The sequence below is a fragment of the Arthrobacter sp. SLBN-53 genome, assembly GCF_006715585.1.
In the GTDB taxonomy this organism is placed as follows: Bacteria; Actinomycetota; Actinomycetes; order Mycobacteriales; family Mycobacteriaceae; genus Mycobacterium; species Mycobacterium neoaurum_A.
The window spans coordinates 3,100,931-3,118,259 of sequence record NZ_VFNN01000001.1 but is presented as its reverse complement, the minus strand read 5'-3'; the positions used below and the strand labels follow the sequence as shown (position 1 = coordinate 3,118,259).

At 68.2% G+C, this 17,329-nt stretch carries 15 protein-coding genes; 8 read left to right on the top strand and 7 right to left on the bottom strand.

Annotated elements, in window-relative coordinates; genetic code table 11:
* Positions 1 to 60: 60 nt before the first annotated feature.
* The gene (locus FBY28_RS14940; protein WP_141867996.1) at positions 61 to 1,038 is read left to right on the top strand and encodes a phosphotriesterase family protein; all 978 of its coding nucleotides are present in this window, start codon (positions 61 to 63) and stop codon (positions 1,036 to 1,038) included.
* Here the strand turns inward: FBY28_RS14940 and FBY28_RS14935 are convergent.
* A complete protein-coding gene (locus tag FBY28_RS14935) occupies positions 1,032 to 2,234 on the bottom strand; it encodes an acyltransferase family protein (RefSeq protein WP_216847712.1) in 1,203 nt (400 codons plus the stop codon). The genes FBY28_RS14940 and FBY28_RS14935 overlap by 7 nt on opposite strands.
* 154 nt (positions 2,235 to 2,388) lie before the next feature.
* Between FBY28_RS14935 and pgfA the strand changes: the two genes are divergently transcribed.
* The gene (gene pgfA, locus FBY28_RS14930) at positions 2,389 to 3,600 is read left to right on the top strand and encodes a cell envelope lipid trafficking protein PgfA (RefSeq protein WP_141867994.1); all 1,212 of its coding nucleotides are present in this window, start codon (positions 2,389 to 2,391) and stop codon (positions 3,598 to 3,600) included.
* Positions 3,601 to 3,709: 109 nt separating this feature from the next.
* Positions 3,710 to 5,227 (top strand): MmpA family trehalose lipid delivery protein, encoded by a 1,518-nt coding sequence (locus FBY28_RS14925; protein ID WP_216847711.1) that lies wholly within the window; start codon positions 3,710 to 3,712, stop codon positions 5,225 to 5,227.
* On the opposite strand, the gene FBY28_RS14920 is transcribed toward FBY28_RS14925, so the two are convergent.
* Together FBY28_RS14920 and FBY28_RS14915 are read right to left on the bottom strand one after the other, a co-directional pair.
* On the bottom strand, positions 5,211 to 6,383 hold the full coding sequence (locus tag FBY28_RS14920) for a glycosyltransferase family 4 protein (protein WP_141867992.1): 1,173 nt from the start codon (positions 6,381 to 6,383) through the stop codon (positions 5,211 to 5,213). The two genes, FBY28_RS14925 and FBY28_RS14920, sit on opposite strands and share 17 nt — an antisense overlap.
* A 12-nt stretch (positions 6,384 to 6,395) precedes the next feature.
* On the bottom strand, positions 6,396 to 7,034 hold the full coding sequence (locus tag FBY28_RS14915) for a TetR/AcrR family transcriptional regulator (RefSeq protein WP_286178083.1): 639 nt from the start codon (positions 7,032 to 7,034) through the stop codon (positions 6,396 to 6,398).
* Positions 7,035 to 7,135: 101 nt separating this feature from the next.
* On the opposite strand from FBY28_RS14915, the gene FBY28_RS14910 reads away from it, so the two are divergent.
* The 3 genes from FBY28_RS14910 (at position 7,136) to FBY28_RS14900 (ending at position 10,472) form a co-directional block, all read left to right on the top strand.
* Positions 7,136 to 8,116, top strand: coding sequence for an oxygenase MpaB family protein (locus FBY28_RS14910; protein WP_141867990.1), 981 nt, complete (start codon positions 7,136 to 7,138; stop codon positions 8,114 to 8,116).
* Between the two features lie 75 nt (positions 8,117 to 8,191).
* On the top strand, positions 8,192 to 8,956 hold the full coding sequence (locus FBY28_RS14905) for a class I SAM-dependent methyltransferase (protein ID WP_141867988.1): 765 nt from the start codon (positions 8,192 to 8,194) through the stop codon (positions 8,954 to 8,956).
* Between the two features lie 46 nt (positions 8,957 to 9,002).
* Entirely contained in the window at positions 9,003 to 10,472 is a 1,470-nt protein-coding gene (locus tag FBY28_RS14900) for an aldehyde dehydrogenase (RefSeq protein WP_141867986.1), read from the top strand.
* 250 nt (positions 10,473 to 10,722) lie between these two features.
* On the opposite strand, the gene FBY28_RS14895 is transcribed toward FBY28_RS14900, so the two are convergent.
* The 3 genes from FBY28_RS14895 to FBY28_RS14885 form a co-directional block, all read right to left on the bottom strand.
* Complete coding sequence (locus tag FBY28_RS14895; RefSeq protein WP_141867984.1) at positions 10,723 to 12,555, bottom strand: acyl-CoA dehydrogenase; 1,833 nt, start codon at positions 12,553 to 12,555, stop codon at positions 10,723 to 10,725.
* Positions 12,556 to 12,812: 257 nt separating this feature from the next.
* Complete coding sequence (locus FBY28_RS14890; protein WP_141867982.1) at positions 12,813 to 13,358, bottom strand: dihydrofolate reductase family protein; 546 nt, start codon at positions 13,356 to 13,358, stop codon at positions 12,813 to 12,815.
* A 1-nt stretch (position 13,359) separates the two neighbouring features.
* Positions 13,360 to 14,262, bottom strand: a complete 903-nt coding sequence (locus FBY28_RS14885; RefSeq protein ID WP_141867980.1) for a helix-turn-helix domain-containing protein — start codon at positions 14,260 to 14,262, stop codon at positions 13,360 to 13,362.
* Positions 14,263 to 14,333: 71 nt separating this feature from the next.
* Between FBY28_RS14885 and FBY28_RS14880 the strand changes: the two genes are divergently transcribed.
* Together FBY28_RS14880 and FBY28_RS14875 are read left to right on the top strand one after the other, a co-directional pair.
* Positions 14,334 to 15,488, top strand: coding sequence for an acyl-CoA dehydrogenase family protein (locus FBY28_RS14880; protein ID WP_141867978.1), 1,155 nt, complete (start codon positions 14,334 to 14,336; stop codon positions 15,486 to 15,488).
* The gene (locus FBY28_RS14875) at positions 15,488 to 16,474 is read left to right on the top strand and encodes an acyl-CoA dehydrogenase family protein (protein ID WP_174241635.1); all 987 of its coding nucleotides are present in this window, start codon (positions 15,488 to 15,490) and stop codon (positions 16,472 to 16,474) included. The genes FBY28_RS14880 and FBY28_RS14875 overlap by 1 nt, the downstream gene beginning before the upstream one ends.
* Here FBY28_RS14875 and FBY28_RS14870 read toward each other — a convergent pair.
* Entirely contained in the window at positions 16,452 to 17,276 is an 825-nt protein-coding gene (locus FBY28_RS14870; protein WP_141867976.1) for an arylamine N-acetyltransferase family protein, read from the bottom strand. The two genes, FBY28_RS14875 and FBY28_RS14870, sit on opposite strands and share 23 nt — an antisense overlap.
* Between the last annotated feature and the right edge of the window lie 53 nt (positions 17,277 to 17,329).

The following is a 17,329-nucleotide window of genomic DNA, read 5'->3' as shown; positions in this document are numbered from 1 at the left end:
GTAGATGTCGATACGCGTGATCGGGCCCGGGCATCGCGCCGGCCTCCTAGCATCGGCGAGGTGTCCAAGCTGAATACCGCACGCGGGCCCGTCGAAACCTCCCGGCTCGGCGTGACGCTCATGCACGAGCACGTGTTCATCATGACCACCGAGATCGCCGAGAACTACCCGCAGGCCTGGGGCGACGAGGCGCGACGCGAGCAGGATGCGATCGCCAGACTCAACGAACTCAAGGCGCGCGGTGTGGACACCGTCGTCGACCTGACCGTTATCGGGCTGGGACGCTATATCCCCAGGATCGCCCGCATCGCCGCCGCCACCGAGATCAACATCGTCGTCGCGACCGGTCTCTACACCTACAACGACGTGCCGTTCCGTTTCCACTTCCAGGGACCGGGCACCATGCTCGACGGCCCCGAGATCATGACCGAGATGTTCGTCGGCGATATCACCACCGGAATCGCCGATACCGGGGTGAAGGCGGCAATCCTCAAATGCGCCACCGACGAGCCGGGCGTGACTCCCGGCGTGGAACGGGTGTTACGGGCCGTTGCCGCGGCTCACCGCGAGACCGGTGTCCCGATCTCGACACATACTCATGCCGGTACCCGGCGCGGCCTGGAACAGCAGCGCATCTTCGCCGAGGAGGGCGTGGACCTGAGCCGGGTGATCATCGGGCACTCCGGGGACACCACCGACCTGGCCTATCTCGAGGAGCTCATCGCCGACGGCTCCTACCTGGGCATGGACCGGTTCGGGGTGGACTCGATCCTGCCGTTCGAACAGCGCGTCGACACCGTGGCGCAGATGTGCGAACGCGGGCACGCCGAGAAGATGGTGCTGTCGCACGACGCGTCGTGCTACTTCGACGCACTGCCCGAGGACACCGTGTCCGCGCTGCTACCGAACTGGCACTACCTGCACATCCACAATGACGTGATCCCGGCGCTCAAGCAGCGCGGTGTCACCGACGATCAGCTGCAGACCATGCTGGTGGACAATCCGCGCCGGATCTTCGACCACGGCGGCGGCTACTGACCGCCTGCGTCGGACACCGCGCTGTCCAAGGGGGCAGCGCGATGATGGCGGTTCTCCCACCGCCACAGCGCCTCCCGGCACGGTGACTCCACCAGCGCATAGCTGACCGCCGCGATGGCGAATCCGAAGATCAACGTCAGCACCAGCACCACCGGCATGTGCCCGTTGAACGGGAAATAACCCATGATCGGGAAGACCATCGCCAATGCGGCCAGATGCCAGACGAACAGGCCGTAGGACCACCGGCCCAGCGTCACCATCACCGCGCTGCCCAGAATCCGGTGCTCGGTGTCGGGCGTATCGAGTACCAACGGGGCCAGCAGCGCGCCGGCCACGATCGCACCCATGCTGATCTTGACGACGAACTGGCCAACGGTGCCCGGCGTGAGGCCCTCGGGACCGGCCAGCGGGGAGGCGGCCACGACGAATGCCACCGCGGCGATACCCGCCATCACCAACGGCCTGCGGGCCAATCGATGCAGCCACCCCACCGGGCTCACCGAGAGTTCGGCCAGCACGATCCCCGCCGCGAACCAGGAGAAGAACGCCGGCGGCCAGTTCAGGGGATTGACACCGTAGGGCGGATCGAACGGGATCAGCCCCCACGCGAGGCTCGCGGCGGCGACGCCGAGCACCGTCGGGATGCGCGCCGACACCGGGAGCCGTCGGGCCAGCATCGCCAGGAACGGCAGGGCCAGGTAGAAGCTCACCTCCACCGCCAGGCTCCACATCTGGGTCAACCCCGACGTCAGTGTCAGCGGAACGTAGATCTGGGTGAGCGTCAGATTCGCCAGCCAGACCGTCAGGTTGGCGTTGGTGTCCGGCATCAGGGTGAGGATGACGATGACGGCCACCAGATAGCCCGGCATGATGCGCACCAACCGAGAGCGCAGGTAGTGCCCCGTCGGGGGACGGTGGCGCAGCCCCCGGGCCGCGGCGGCGTGCCCGCGCCACAGCAGGAAACCCGATAGCGCGAAGAACACGGCGACGGCCAGATCGAAGCGGCCGAGCAGTCGGCCCGACACCCCGCCGCTGTGCCCGGTCTGGAACGCGACATGGGTGATGACGACGCCGATGGCCGCGCAGGCCCGCATGCCCTCGACGGCGGGCAGGAAGCTGCGGGTGCCACCGGAGGTCGACGGCCGGCCCGCCGGTGCGCGATCGCCGTCGATCGCCGTCGATCGCTGGGCAGTCATGATGTCAGTGTGCCGCCACCGGGCGCCGACCTCACAATGGCACCGGTGATCGGCACCGGCGATCGGCACCGGCGATCGGCATCCGTGAAGGTCGTCATGAACATCGCACTTACCCTGTGCTGTTAGGGTCGTCCGTGACCGAAGGGAGCTTGGGTTGAACCGAGCAGTGGCCCTGCGCTTTGCCGCATGTGGACTTCTTGGGCTGGGCGCTGCCCTGCTCATAGCGGCATTGCTGCTGTCCACCTACACCCACGGCAAGATCGCCAAGATTCCGCTGAATCTGGACGCCGACCTCGTCAGCGAGGGCACAGCCACGGCGCTGGATCCGGCGTCGCTGTCCTCACCGGAACGTTTCGTGATCAACCAGGACGTGCCGGTCGCGCTGCAGCAGCAGCTGTCGGTCGAGGCGCCTGCCAACGCCGATGTCGTGACCCTGCAGGTCGGTAGCTCGCTGCGCCGCACCGATCAGCAGCAGGACAAGGGACTGCTGCTGGCGATGGTCGACACCGTGACGCTGGATCGCGTCACCGCTGAAGCGGTGTCCAGCGACACCAACCCGGGCGGTGCGGTGCAGAAGCCGCGCACCATCGAAGATGATGCGCCGCCCACCAACATCGCGCTGCCGCACGAGGGATTGTCCTATCGCTTCCCGTTCGGCACCGAGAAGAAGACCTATCCCTACTTCGATCCGATCGCACAGAAGGCTTTCGACGCGAACTACGACGGCGAAGAAGATGTCAACGGGCTGACCACCTACCGGTTCACCCAGAACATCGGTTATGACGCCGACGGCAAGCTCGCCGACCCGCTCAAGTACTCCTCGCTCTACGACAACGACGAGGACTCCGAGGTGACCGCGCGGGCGTCCCTGTGGGGTGTCGAGGCCGAGAATCCCGAAGACCCGATCACGATGAACCGCTACTACGCGGCCAAGCGGACCTTCTGGGTCGACCCGATCACCGGCACGATCGTCCGCGCCGAAGATCACGGCTTCCACTACTACTCGCGCGATGCGCTGCGGCCCGAGGTGACCTTCGCCGAATTCGACGTGACCTCCACCGAGAAGACCGTCGAGTCACAGGTCGCGGCCGCCCGCGACGAGGCCGATCACCTGGCGTTGTGGACCAGGATCCTGCCGATCACCTTCACCGCCCTCGGCTTGGTGACTCTGGTGGGCGGGGCGTTGTTGGGATCGTTCGCGCTGCGCGCCGAGTCGGCCCTGATCGACCCGGGCCTGGACGGCTCGGATCGCGGGTTCTTCGGCCGCCGCGATGACGAGTCCGGACCCATGCCCGCGGCCGAAGCGCAGACCGAGAAGATCCCGACCCGACGGCCTACCGACCTGCCGCCGGACCGACCTGTCTGACGCGGAAACTGAGGACATTTCGGACACCGCATCCCGCTCGGCCCGTCACCACCGGTGGGTTCCGCCGGTCTACTCGCTGGCGCTGAGTCTGGTTGTCACCGGCCCGCTGTTGGGTCCCGGGTACCTGCTGCTGCGTGATGCCGTCTCGACACCGCGGTCATATCTGACCGATGCCGCCCTCGGCCTCACCGATGCCGCGCCGCGCGCCCTGCCGCAGGATTTCGCGATCGCGTTGGCCTCGCATGTCCTGGACGGCGGAATCGTGGTCAAGGCGCTGCTTGTCCTCGGGTTGACGCTGGCCGGTTGGGGATCGGCGCGCCTGGTTGCCCAGCTTCTGCCCGATATCGCGTTCGGCGGCAGGCTCGTGGCGGCCACCCTGGCGATCTGGAACCCCTATGTCGCCGAGCGTCTCCTGCAGGGCCACTGGAGCCTGCTGGTCGGATATGGCTGCCTGCCCTGGGTGGCTTCCGCCGCGCTGGCACACCGACGCTGGGCACTAGTGTTCTGGATCGCGCTCGCCGGGCTGACCCCCACCGGGGTGCTGCTGGCCGCGGTGACGGCCCTGGTGTGTGCCCGCCGCTGGGGCACGGCCGCCGCGGCGCTGGCCGCGACCGTGGTGACCGCCCTGCCGTGGCTGGTGGCCACGGTGGTCTCGGCGTCGTTGAGCTCGACGGCGGGGGCCGGGGTGGACGCGTTCGCCGCCCGCGCCGAGCCGGGGCTCGGCACCCTCGGCAGCCTGGCCGGGCTGGCCGGCATCTGGAACGCCCAGGCGGTACCCGATTCGCGGACAACGGTTTTCGCGGTCGTCGCCACATTGGTCCTGGTGGCTGTGGTCGCGGTCGGCGCACCGACGGCGGTCGCCGCGCCGCGCGCACGCCCACTGCTGGTCCTGGCGGCGGTGGCCGTGCTGGTGCCCGCGGCGTTGGCCACCGGCCCCGGACAGGCGGTGCTCGCCTGGGCGTCCGGTCAGCTGCCCGGCCTCGGCGTGCTGCGCGACGGCCAGAAGTGGGTGGCATTGGCGTTACCCGGCTACGCGCTGGCGGCCGCGGGTGTGGCGCGGCTCGGCCGGTCGATTGCCGTGGTGTGCGGGGTGGCCCTGATCGCGGTGCTGCCGGATCTCGCCTGGGGCGTCGGCGGTCAGCTGCGCGCGGTGCACTATCCGCAGGCGTGGCCCGCGGTGGCCGCACTGATCAATGCCGATCCCCGGCCGGTGGCGGTGTTACCCCCGGACAGCATGCGGCAGTTCGACTGGGCGGGCTCCGCGCCGGTGTTGGATCCCCTGCCGCGCTGGGTGTCCGCCGACGTCCTGGTCAGTGGCGATCTGCTGATCGGCGGCCAGATCATCCCCGGCGAGGGGGCCCGCGGACGGGCAGTCACCCAATTGGTGCTCGACGGGGCACCGCAGCGTGAGCTCGCCGCCGCGGGCGTGGGGTGGGTGGTCGTCGAAGGGGGCGGCGCCCCGCTGGACCTGCCGGTGGTCTACCGCGATGCGGATCTGGCCCTCTACGACGTGGGCGGCTCGACGTCACCCGCCGACGGGCGCGGTCTGCTGATCGGTGCGCACCTGGTGTGGTTGGCGTCGTTGTTCGGTGCCGGGGTGACCGCGGCGCTCAGACGACGCCGCTGACGCGGCGGCCGCCGGCGACCTCCTGGAGCACCGTGCGCATGGAATCGGCGCTGAGCGCCCAGGAGAACTCCGCGCTGCGGATGCGCGCCTTGGCCCCGAGTTCCTCGCGCAGCACCCGGTCGGAGAGCAGCCTGCGCAGGCCGTCAGCCAATTCGTCGGGCCCGTCGACCAACAAACCGGTCACCCCGTCGACGATCGAGTCGGTGAGCCCACCCGAGGCGCGGTAGCCGATGGTCGGCACCCCGTGCTGAGCGGCCTCGATGACCGCCAGCCCCCAGCCCTCTTTGCGCGAGGGCATCAGATGCACCCAACACTGCTGCACCACAGCATGTTTGGCCGCGTCATCGATATGCCCGTGGAAGGTGACGTGGTCGGTGATGCCGAGCGCGGCGGCGTGGTCGACCAACCGTTGCTTCCACCAACCACCGCCGACGATGTCCAGGTGCAGATCCGGGATGTCGGTGCGCAGCGCGGCGACGGCGTCGAGCGCATCCTCGATCTGCTTGTGCGGCACCAGCCGCGACAGCACCGCGACCCGCGGTGTCACCGAGCGGGGCGCGCTGAGGGTGGCAGCGGGCGCCTCGTCGAGCCCGTTGCGCACCACCGCGATTCGATCCGGTGTGACACCGAGCTCGGTGAGTTCGCGCGCCGAGGGCAACGACACCGTCACGTACTGATTGCGTCGGTGCAGCCGCGGCGACAACCGGGATTCGACGAACCAACCGAATCGACCGGTCCGCTCACCGGCCACCGGCCACTGCTCGCGGTGGCAATGGTGCACCAACAGCACCGAGCGTTTCCCATAGGCCAGTCTGGCCAGGAACGGAATACCGTTCTGAGTGTCGACGACCACATCGGGACGGGTCCGGCGCAACGGTCCGAGGCCGATCCGTGCCGCCACCATCGACAGCCCGGCCCATACGTACACCGAATAGGGGCCGCCGCCGCGACTGACGGTGACGCCGTCGATCACGTCGCGTCGCGCCGCCCCCGGGTAGCGCGCGGTGCGCAGGGTGACCTCGATACCGGCGGCGGCAAGCTGGCTGCCGATGCGCTGCAGGTAGGCCTCGCTACCACCGCCCTGCGGGTGGCCGGTATCGCGCCAGCACAGCAGCAGGACGCGCTGCACGGGGGCGTTTGCCGAGCCTGAAGTCATAACCCGGCCAGCCTAACGCGCACCGAGGCCGGTCATCCCCGTCACGATGTCGGCCGCGGCATCGGCGATGGTCTCGCGACTGACGTTCAGTCGCCCGTCGGCCCAGTCCAGGTAGAGCGCCACCAGCGCGCCACCCAGCGCCGTCGACAGGATCTGGATCCGCTCGGGCGCGTCCGCCAGCAGTTCGTCGAGCTGGGGGCCCAGCACGGGGATCAGCGCAGTGACGAAGGCCGGGGTTCGGCTGAAGCTGTGCTTGCGCAAAGTGTCGTCACCGAGAGGTTCGCGTAGCAGGATGCGGGCGCGCCGCGGATCCGCCTCGAAGAAGTCGGCGCATCTCAGCAGCAGCTCGCGCAGCGTGCTGGGGCGATCGGTACGTCCGGTCATGATGTGCTCCAGCAGTCGCTCTTCGACCTGGTTGTACACCGCGACCACAAGGTCCTCGCGGCTGGCGAAGCTCTCGTAGAAATACCGGGGACTCAGCTGTGCGTCGCGGCACACCGCACGCATGGTGACCGCGGCCGATCCACCCGATCCGAGGAGCTTGCCGCCGACGTCGAGCAGGACCGCGCGGCGCTCCGCGGAGCGATCCCGCAGCGTCTGCCCCCGCCAGACCTTCGCCGATGCCACGGCGCCGATCTTCTCACGGGACACCGGCGCAAACGCTTGCCCATACCTAACTTGAATCATATGCTTCCAGTTAATTGAGGCGCTTGAACAGCAAATAGACCCTTCATAGGAAGCGGGTGCTACCCATGATTCAGCAGGCATTGCGGCACACCGTGGCCACCCTGGAACCGGACGGAACCGGCTATTACGGACCAGAGACCGTGACCTGGCGGGTACTGACCTCACCGGCCGCGGCGCTGATGATCGCGCAGATCACCAACCTCCTCGAGGCACCGCACATCGATTTCCAGAACGTGCTCTTCGATCACGATCCGCTGTTCCCTACGAACCGGAAACGTCAACGCGGGCGTGACTCCCGATCCCGCAAGGGCGGGTCCTTCCACGACCGGCTGCGCCGCACCCTGGCGGTGCCGCTGCCGATCGTGTTCGGCAGCAAGGCCGCTGCCGACTCCTGTGCGCGGCGGCTGTTCAACTATCACCGCCCGTTGTCGGGCACGGGAGCCGACGGCGTCACCCCATACGCCGCGGCGGATGCCGACACCATGCTGTTCGCCGCGGTGACCATCAGTCATGCCGCGCTGATCGCCTACGAGCGATTCGACCTCGTCGACGGTGTGCTGCCGACCCGATTGCCCGACGTCGACCGGGATCGCTACTTCGCCGAGATGGCGCAACTGGCGGTGGCGATGGGAGTGCCCGCCGAGACGATCCCGCGGTCCGCCGAAGAGGTTGCGGCGTACTACGCGTCGGTGTCGGAGAAGTTCACCTGGCGTCCTGGGTTCGGCCGGGTGCAACTGCGGACCGCGCTGGCATTACTGCGCCCGGACGGTCTGGACGACATCCGAGCGACCATCGCCGACACGGTACTGGTCGGCTCGGCCGCCATCGCCCACGTCGCGCTGCCCAAGCCGTTCCGGCGGCTGCACGGGTGGCCGCCGTTGACCGACCCACTGCTGGACGGCGTCCACCTGGCGACCCTGCCGTTGTTTGCACTGCTACGGATCGAAGCGGTGAAGCGGGCCGTCGTCACCGCATACCTCGGCGCCGACGACGCCGAGGTCCTCTCGAAAGCACGAGAGCAATTGACCCGGGTGAACGCTTCCTGAGCGCGGCCGAGGCCCGGCAGCCACAGCGACGGTCGGGGCGCTGATCAGCCGCGGATGAAACCGTAGGGTGGCGGGGTGCGGCCCACCCGTGACTTCGCCCACCGAGCGACCCTGCGGCGATCGATCCGTCTGCTGAGCGCTTTTCGGTTCGAGCAGTCCGACCCGGCCCGGTTCTACGGCGCCCTCGCCACCGACACCGTCGAGATGGTCGACGACCTGTGGACCGCTGCGACCGGGGCACCCGCCGCGGGCCGGACCGTGCTCGATGTCGGCGGCGGACCCGGCTATTTCGCCGCGGCGTTCGGCGCCGCCGGGATGACCTACATCGGCGTCGAACCCGATCCCCGCGAGATGCACGCGGGCCCAGCGGCAGCGCCGGGTGGTTCCGGCACCTTCGTCCGCGCGTCGGGCACCGCCTTGCCCTTCGCCGATGACAGCGTCGACATCTGCCTGTCCTCCAATGTCGCCGAGCACGTGCGCCATCCCTGGCAGTTGGGCAACGAGATGCTGCGTGTCACCAGGCCCGGTGGGTTGGCAGTGCTGTCCTACACGGTGTGGCTCGGGCCGTTCGGCGGACACGAGATGGGTCTGACGCACTATCTGGGTGGAGCGCGCGCCGCCGACCGGTACGCCCGCAGGCACGGACACCGGCCGAAGAACGACTACGGCTCGTCGTTGTTCGCGGTCTCGGCGGCCGACGGGTTGCGCTGGGGCCGCTCGACCGGCGCCCTGGTGGCCGCATTTCCCCGCTACCACCCACGATGGGCGTGGTGGATGACCGAGGTACCAGGGTTTCGGGAGTTCACGGTGAGCAATCTGGTACTGGTGCTACAGCCCTGACTGCAACAGGTTCTCGTTTCGGTGTTTTCTGGGTAATGTGACGCGTATGACACAGACGGCGTTCAAGACAACGTGGGACAAGCTGTTCATCGGTGGCCAGTGGGTCGAACCGTCGACCGCCGAGGTCATCGAGGTCTTCTCCCCCGCCACCGAACAGAAGGTCGGCCAGGTTCCGTTGGCCGCGAAGGCGGATGTGGACGCCGCGTGCGCCGCAGCCCGTAAGGCGTTCGACGAGGGCCCGTGGCCGCGGATGTCGCCCAAGGAGCGCGAGGCGGTGCTCGCCAAGGCCGTCGAGCTCATCGAGGCCCGCGCCGAGGAGTTCAAGCACCTGCTCAAGCTGGAGACCGGCCAGCCGCAGACCATCGTCGACATGATGCAGTTCGGCGCCGCCATGTCGACCCTGCAGTTCTACGCCTCGGCAGCGGACAAGTTCGCCTGGCAGGACATCCGCGACGGGCTCTACGGCCAGACCCTGGTGCTCAAGGAACCCATCGGTGTCGTCGGCGCCGTCGTCGCCTGGAATGTGCCGTTCTTCCTGGCCGCCAACAAGCTGGGCCCCGCCCTGCTGGCCGGCTGCACCATCGTGCTCAAGCCCGCCGCCGAGACCCCGCTGACCACCAACCTGATGGCCGAGGTGTTCGCCGAGGCCGGTCTGCCCGAGGGCGTGCTGTCGGTGGTGCCCGGCGGTGTCGAGACCGGCCGCGCGCTCACCGACAACCCGGCCCTGGACAAGTTCACCTTCACCGGCTCGAGCGCGGTCGGCAAGGAGATCGGCAAGATCGCCGCCGAGAAGCTCAAGCCGTGCACGCTGGAGCTGGGTGGCAAGTCCGCGGCGATCATCCTGGAGGACGCCGACCTGGATTCGACGCTGCCGATGCTGATCTTCTCCGGCCTGATGAACTCCGGGCAGGCCTGTGTGGGCCAAACCCGCATCCTCGCCCCGCGGTCGCGTTACGACGAGGTCGTCGAGAAGATCGCCGCCGCGGCCGCCGGGATGGCGGCCGGCACCCCCGATGACCCGGCCGCCATGATCGGCCCGCTCATCTCGGAGCGCCAGCGCGAGCGCGTCGAGGGCTACATCAAGAAGGGTGTCGACGAGGGCGCTCGCATCGTCACCGGCGGAGGCCGCCCCGAGGGTCTGGATACCGGCTGGTTCGTCCAGCCGACGGTGTTCGCCGACGTGGACAACTCGATGACCATCGCCCAGGAGGAGATCTTCGGCCCCGTCCTGGTGGTCATCCCCTTCGACGACGAGGCCGACGCGGTGCGCATCGCGAACGACTCGGTGTACGGGCTGGCCGGATCGGTGTACACCACCGACTACGCCAAGGCCATCGAGATCGCCAAGCAGATCCGCACCGGCACCTACGGGATCAACATGTACGCCTTCGACGCGGGCGCCCCGTTCGGTGGCTACAAGAACTCCGGTGTCGGTCGCGAATGTGGACCGGAGGGCATCGCGGGCTACTGCGAATCCAAGAGCGTGCTGCTGCCGTTCGGCTACACCCCGGAGTAGTCACCGGCCTCCTCGCGAGCTGAGGGGCACCTCCCTTCCGGCGAACAGACGCAAACTCCCCTAAAACACCCAGTTTTAGGGGAGTTTGCGTCTGTTCACCGGATTGAGAATCCACTCACCCGGGCCCGTCGTCCCCCGAGTCCCTTCGAGAGTGACGAAGTGGCTGCCAATCCGGTCGCGTAAGCAGCCAATTCGTCACTCCCGCTGCGTCAGGTCATCCGGGCCCAGACAACCCTCGGTAACACAGGTTTTAGAACGCCTCTTCGGGCAACTCCATGGTGTCCAGCCGCACCGCCTCGATGACGGCGCGATCCGAACTCAGTCGCGGCAGGATGTGCCTGGCGAAGAACTCGGCGGCCCCGATCTTGCCCTGGTAGAACGCCCGGTCCTTATCCGACGCCGACTCCAGTGCGGTGACGGCGATTTCGGCGTGCTCCAGCAGCAGCCAGCCGATCAGCAGGTCACCGATGGCCATCAGGAACGGCACCGAACCCAAGCCCACGCGGTAAAGCTCGCGGGGCTCCTGTTGGGAGGCAACAAGATACCCGATGAGCGCGCCCACCATGGCCTGCGCGTGGCCGACCGCCGCCGCCAACGCCGCCCGTCCCTCGGCCAGTTCCGGGCGGGCATCCTCGCGGTCCAGGAAGGACTGCACCTGCCCCAGCAGATGGGTCAGCGCCGCACCCTGATCGCGGGCGATCTTGCGGAAGAAGAAGTCCTGCGCCTGGATGGCCGTGGTGCCTTCGTACAGCGAGTCGATCTTCGCGTCCCTGATGTACTGCTCGATCGGATAGTCCTGCAGATAGCCCGATCCGCCGAAGGTCTGCAACGAATCGGTCAGGTAGCGGTAGGCCGTCTCCGAACCGAAACCCTTGACGATCGGTAGCAGCAGGTCGTTGATCCGGGCCGCCATGTCGGGATCGGCGCCGGAGACGATCTCGGCGACCACGGGGTCGTGGTGCGCCGCGGTGTAGAGATACAGCGCCCGCAGACCTTCGGCATAGGCCTTCTGCGTCAACAGAGATCGCCGTACGTCGGGGTGGTGCAGGATCGTCACCCGCGGTGCGGTCTTGTCGGTCATCTGCGTCAGATCGGCACCCTGCACACGAGTCTTGGCGTACTCCAGGGCATTGAGATAACCGGTCGACAGGGTCGCGATCGCCTTGGTGCCGACCATCATCCGCGCGTACTCGATGATCTTGAACATCTGCGCGATTCCGCTGTGCTCGTCGCCGACCAACCATCCGACGGCCGGACGGCCGTGCTGGCCGAAGGTCAGCTCACAGGTCGCCGAGGCCTTGAGACCCATCTTGTGTTCCAGTCCGGTCACGTAAACCCCGTTGCGCTCCCCGATCTCACCGGTCTGCGGATCGAAGAGGAACTTCGGGACGAAGAACAGCGAAAGGCCCTTGGTGCCAGGACCTGCACCCGCGGGCCGCGCCAGCACCGCGTGCACGATGTTCTCGTAGATGTCGCCGGTGTCGCCGTTGGTGATGAACCGCTTGACGCCGTCCAGATGCCAACTGCCATCGGGCTGCTGGGTCGCCTTGGTACGGCCGGCGCCGACATCGGAACCGGCATCCGGTTCGGTCAACACCATGGTGCCACCCCAGTTGCGCTCGGCCATCAGCGTCGCCCAGTGCTTCTGCTGCTCGTTACCCAGGCTGTAGACGATGTCCGACAGCACCGGCCCGGAATGGCAGATGTAGGCGGCGGGCTGGGCGCCCAGGGCGAACTCGGCGATGGCCCAGGTCAGGGCCGCCGGGGCGGGCATCCCGCCGACGGCCTCATGCAACCCGACCCGGAACCACTCACCGTCCTGCCAGGCCCGCAGAGCAGCCTTGAACGGTTCCGGGTAACTCACGGTGTGCGTCTTTGGATCGAAAGTCGGTGGCTGACGGTCGGTTTCGGCGAACGCCTCGGCCATCGGGCCCTCGCACAGCCGTGCGGCCTCGGCCAGCATCTCCCGCACGGATGCACCGTCGAGGTCGCCGAACTCGCCGGTCGCCAGCACCTTGTCGAGATTGAGCGCCTCGAAGAGGTTGAACTCGACGTCGCGAACGTTGGAAAGGTAGTGCCCCATCGGGTGAGGATAAACCGGCGACGGCGCGCAGTCCCGCCCAACCGTCAGGTTCGACGGTGACCGGATGTTCATCAGTTGTTCACCGATCACCTGCCGATACGCGAAATAGCCACGACGTGCACCGGCGTTACTTTGCCTAAGCTGAACCAGACAGAAAGGAGGCGCACCGATGTTGCTGATCGAGCTCAACGTGGCCGGCCGTCGATTCACCGGGAAGCTCGGCGTTCGGCGGCCCACGATGCGCCGCCGCAACCCGCTCAGCCGGCCACCGCGGACGGATCGGGCCGCCTGAGCCAGCGGGCGCAGACGAACTCACCGTTGCGGTCGACCTCGGCCAGCTCCCACTCCGAGCGCACCGGTAACAGGTGCGCACCGGTACCGAGGCTGCACGGCGCGTAGGTGACCACCAATTCGTCGACCAGGCCCGCCGCCACGAACTGCGCGGCGGTCCTGCCACCGCCCATCACCCAGACATCCTTGTCGGCGGCCGCCTCGGTCAGCGCCGAATACAGCTGAGCCACATCGCCGTCGAACGTACGCACCGGGTGTCCTGGCGCAACGACACCTTCCCGGCTGGTGAGCACCCAGCTGGGCTGCCGATAGGGCCAGTCGCCCGGCTGATTCTCGACGATCCACTCATAGGTGCTCGAGCCCATCGCGAGCGCGCCGACACCCTCGGCGAACGCCTCATAACCGAACGGGCCCGTGGCATCGAAATCGCGGGTCAGCAGCCAGTCCAGGCTGTCGCGCTCGTCGACGACGAACCCGTCGAGGCTGGACGCCGTGAAGTACACGCATGCCATCTCAGTTACCTCTCATCCATTCCAGTGGGTCACCGCGGTGCACCTGGACACCGAGGCGGGAAAGCATGGCGCGCACCAGCTCCCGGCGATGCGCGGAGTAGGTCAGGACGTGGGCGATGATGCCGTACAGCTGGAACGACTCTGGCGGATCGCACAACGCATCGATGACGGTATCGCCCAGCCTGCCCTGTTCCCCGTACTCGCGCACCATCGCCGTCCAGCGGGCGGCGATATCGTCGTGATCGGCGGCCAGCGCCCGCGCGCTGCGCTGACCAGCGCGCGTCGGCAGATCGCGCCCCTCGATGCTGGCCAGCCAGACCTCCTTGCTCCACACCAGCGCGTCCAGCACCGCTCCCACGCTCGGTTCCGGTCCGTCCCAGTCCAACACCACCTGTCCAGGGGAAATCTGCTGTCTCCATTGGTCTTCGGCGAGACCGGCAGCGATACCGAGGAGTTCGGTCGTATCGGCGATATCGTGGGCGATCATCAGCAACGAGACGTCGGGCGCGGCGGAATCGCCGGGCGAGTCCAGCCACAGCGACTCCGGCGGGTGGAAGTGCACCCCGTTGGGCGCCGGTAACCGGAACCCGACGGCTTCGGCCTGCGAGGGCGGCACCCCGAACGCACGCCGGAAGGCGCGGGAGAACACTTCCGGTGAGGACCAGCCCTCCGCCACCGCGACCGCCGCCACACCGGCACCGCGCTGCAATCGCCAGGCCGCACGTTCGAGCATCACCCGGCGGCGCAACGCTGCAGGTGGCTCACCCGTGAGCCGGCTGACCTCGCGGGAGAAATGGAACTCCGAGGCGAAACTACTGCGCGCCATGCCGGCAACATCGGTGTTCTGCGCATCGATGACCGCGTCGAGCAGCTCGCGTAACCGGTCACGCCGAGGGGCATTCACGACACGGAGCGTATTGCCACGGCAGCCGCGGCGACCATGACATTTCCTGCTGGTTCTAGACTTGGCGATCGGTGAGTGAATTCGATGCGCTGTGCGCCAACGACGGGGACCTGGCCGAGTTGCGGTCCACGGTCCGGCAGTTCCTGGTGGCCGACAGAGACACGTTCGGCTGGCAGCCCGAGATCGACTCCTGGCTGACGAGTTGGGATGCCGCGTTCAGTGAGCGGCTGGCCGACGCGGGCTTCGTCGGGTTGACGATCCCGACCGAGTACGGCGGGCACGGTCTGGGCTTCCTGCACCGGTACGTGGTGACCGAGGAACTGCTCGGCGCCGGCGCCCCGGTGGCCGCGCACTGGTTCGCCGACCGGCAGGTGGCACCGTCACTGCTGACCTACGGCACCGAGGAGCAGCGCCGCCGCCTGCTACCCGGAATCGCCGCGGGCACGTTGTACTCGGCGATCGGGATGAGCGAACACGGTGCGGGGTCCGATCTGGCCGCGACCGCCACCAAGGCGACCCGGGTCGACGGCGGTTGGGCCATCAGCGGCACCAAGGTGTGGACCAGCGGCGGACACCGCGCACATTTCGCGATCGTGCTGGCCCGCACCAGCGCGCTGGATCCCGACCACCGGCACGCCGGGTTCAGCCAGTTCATCGTCGCGCTGGACTCCCCCGGCGTGACCATCAGCCCGATCGTCACCCTCGACGGGCACCATCACTTCAACGAGGTCACCTTCGACGAGGTGCGCGTCGCCGATGCCGACGTGCTCGGCGAGATCGGCGACGGATGGCACCAGGTGACCGCCGAACTGGGCTTCGAGCGCAGCGGGCCGGAACGCATCCTGTCCACCGCGACGCTCGTCATCGACGTCATCCGGTCGCTCGGCAAACAGACCGTCGACGATCGCACCGCCGCCGAGGTCGGCGACCTGCTCGGCCGCGCGATGGCGCTGCGCCAATTGTCGGTCTCGGTGGCCCGAGCGCTGTCCGCCGGTAAGGATGCGGCGACGCGGGCGGCACTGGTCAAGGATCTGGGTACCCGGTTCGAGCAGCAGTCGGTGGAGCTGTGCGCCGAGTTGATCGACTACGTCAGCGACGACGCGGCGGCCGAGCGGCTGCGCACGGTGCTGGCCACGGCCCGGCAGCATTCGCCCATGTTCACCCTGCGCGGCGGCACCAACGAGGTGCTGCGCGGAGTCATCGCCCGGGGACTGGGGGTTCGATAGTGGATGAGCTCAAGCAACTGGTCGACGATATCGGCGCCAAGGCGGCACAGGCCCGGCTCGGCAACCGTCGGTTACCGGAGACGTTCGACGCCGACCTGTGGCGCGATGTGGAGGAGACCGGGCTGGCCCGGCTGACCACCGAACAGGACGCCGGACCCGCCGAGGCCGCCGTGGTGCTGGCCGGACTGGCCCGCCATGCCGCGGCCGTGCCCGTCGCCGAGACCGATCTGCTGGCGGGTTGGCTGGCCGGGCAGGCGGGACTCGATGCGCCGGATGGGCCCCTGACGATCGCCATCGGCACCGACGGCGTCGCACGCGATGTGCCGTGGCCCGAGGATGCGGCGATCCTGCTCGTCGCGCGCACCGACGACGGGCTGCACATCGGGTGGATCGACGATCCCGAACTCACCACCGGGCACAACCTGGGCGGCGAACCACGCGGCACGCTGCGCTACGCGGCGCCCGGGCAGGCCCGCCTCGATGACTCGGCGCTTGAGGAGTTGATGCGCCGCGGCGCCTGGGCCCGCTGTGTGCAGATCGTCGGAGCGCTGGACGCGGCGTTGGCGCTTACGGTGACACACACCTCCGACCGGGTGCAGTTCGGTCGGGCGTTGAGCAAGTTCCAGGCCGTCCAGCACTCGCTGGCATCGATGGCCGGTGAAATCGAACAGGCCAGGGCGGCAACAGATCTGGCGACCGCCGCGGTCACCGAGTACGGTTTCGCCGATCCCCGTGCCGACTACGCGGTGACGGTGGCGAAGGTAGCCGTCGGCCGTGCCACCACTCCGGTGACGACGATCGCTCACCAACTGCACGGCGCCATCGGGGTCACCATCGAGCATCCGCTGTGGTCGGTCACCATGCGGGCGCGTAGCTGGGCCGATGAGTTCGGCAGCACCGCGTCCCATGCGCGCCGGCTGGGCCGCTGGGCGCTGGATGCCGCCGACCCATGGGATGTGTTCGTCAGTTCCCCAGCACGCGACTGATGCCGGCCGCCACATCGCCGAGGCCGGTGAGATCCAGCCCGAACCGGTGCACCAGCTGATCGACGACCTCGGCAGCCCCGGCGAGTTCGATGCGTTCGGTGCCGCCCTTGCCGTGCACGGCGAGCTGTCTGCCGCGTAGGTTCCAGCGCGCGTCGTCGGTCACCAGAGCTGCCGACAACCCGGCCACGAACACCGACTTCGGGTAGGTCGAGACGTACCAGCTGCCGACCTCCAGATCGATGCGCGGTCGCGGCTCGGTGGTGAAGACGTACAGTGCCTGCCACTTCTCGCGCACCAGGGCCTCCAGCCGCATGGCATCAGGACCGATGGCGACCAGGCGGTAGGGCTCATGCCGGGTCTGCTGCACGGGTCCGGCCTCCAACCGGATAGGCGACGACAACGTCTGGCCGCCGAACCCCACGTCACACAGGTAGCGACCATCGCGCCCGGGGACGCTCACGGCGAGCACGTTGTGCGTTTCGGCCGGCAGCGCAGCGCCCGGTTCCTGCATCCACACCACGCGGCCGGTCAGCCGCGCCACCCCGAATCCGAGCGCCTCGAGGACGTAGCCGAACAGTCCGTTCTGCTCGTAGCAGTATCCGCCGCGGCGGCGGTGGACCAATTTGGCGAACAGCGCGTCGGCACCGAGGTCCACCACGGGTGTGCCCAGCACCGGATCGAGATTCTCGAACGGGATGCTCCGGTTGTGCGCGGCGTGCAGAATCTGCAGCGTATCCAGGGTGGGCGCGCCATCGCCGGAGTACCCGACCCGGGCGAAGTAGGCGGCCACATCGACGGTCATGGCTCCATGATGCCTTTGACCCCGGACGGAATTCCGTGCAAAATTAGAACACG

Coding starts and splice junctions, on each gene's coding strand:
- FBY28_RS14910 (WP_141867990.1), top strand. CDS start 7,136: ATGATTCAGCAGGCATTGCGGCACACCGTGGCCACCCTGGAACCGGAC.
- FBY28_RS14935 (WP_216847712.1), bottom strand. CDS start 2,234: ATGACTGCCCAGCGATCGACGGCGATCGACGGCGATCGCGCACCGGCG.
- FBY28_RS14920 (WP_141867992.1), bottom strand. CDS start 6,383: ATGACTTCAGGCTCGGCAAACGCCCCCGTGCAGCGCGTCCTGCTGCTG.
- FBY28_RS14900 (WP_141867986.1), top strand. CDS start 9,003: ATGACACAGACGGCGTTCAAGACAACGTGGGACAAGCTGTTCATCGGT.
- FBY28_RS14870 (WP_141867976.1), bottom strand. CDS start 17,276: ATGACCGTCGATGTGGCCGCCTACTTCGCCCGGGTCGGGTACTCCGGC.
- FBY28_RS14890 (WP_141867982.1), bottom strand. CDS start 13,358: ATGGCATGCGTGTACTTCACGGCGTCCAGCCTCGACGGGTTCGTCGTC.
- FBY28_RS14895 (WP_141867984.1), bottom strand. CDS start 12,555: ATGGGGCACTACCTTTCCAACGTTCGCGACGTCGAGTTCAACCTCTTC.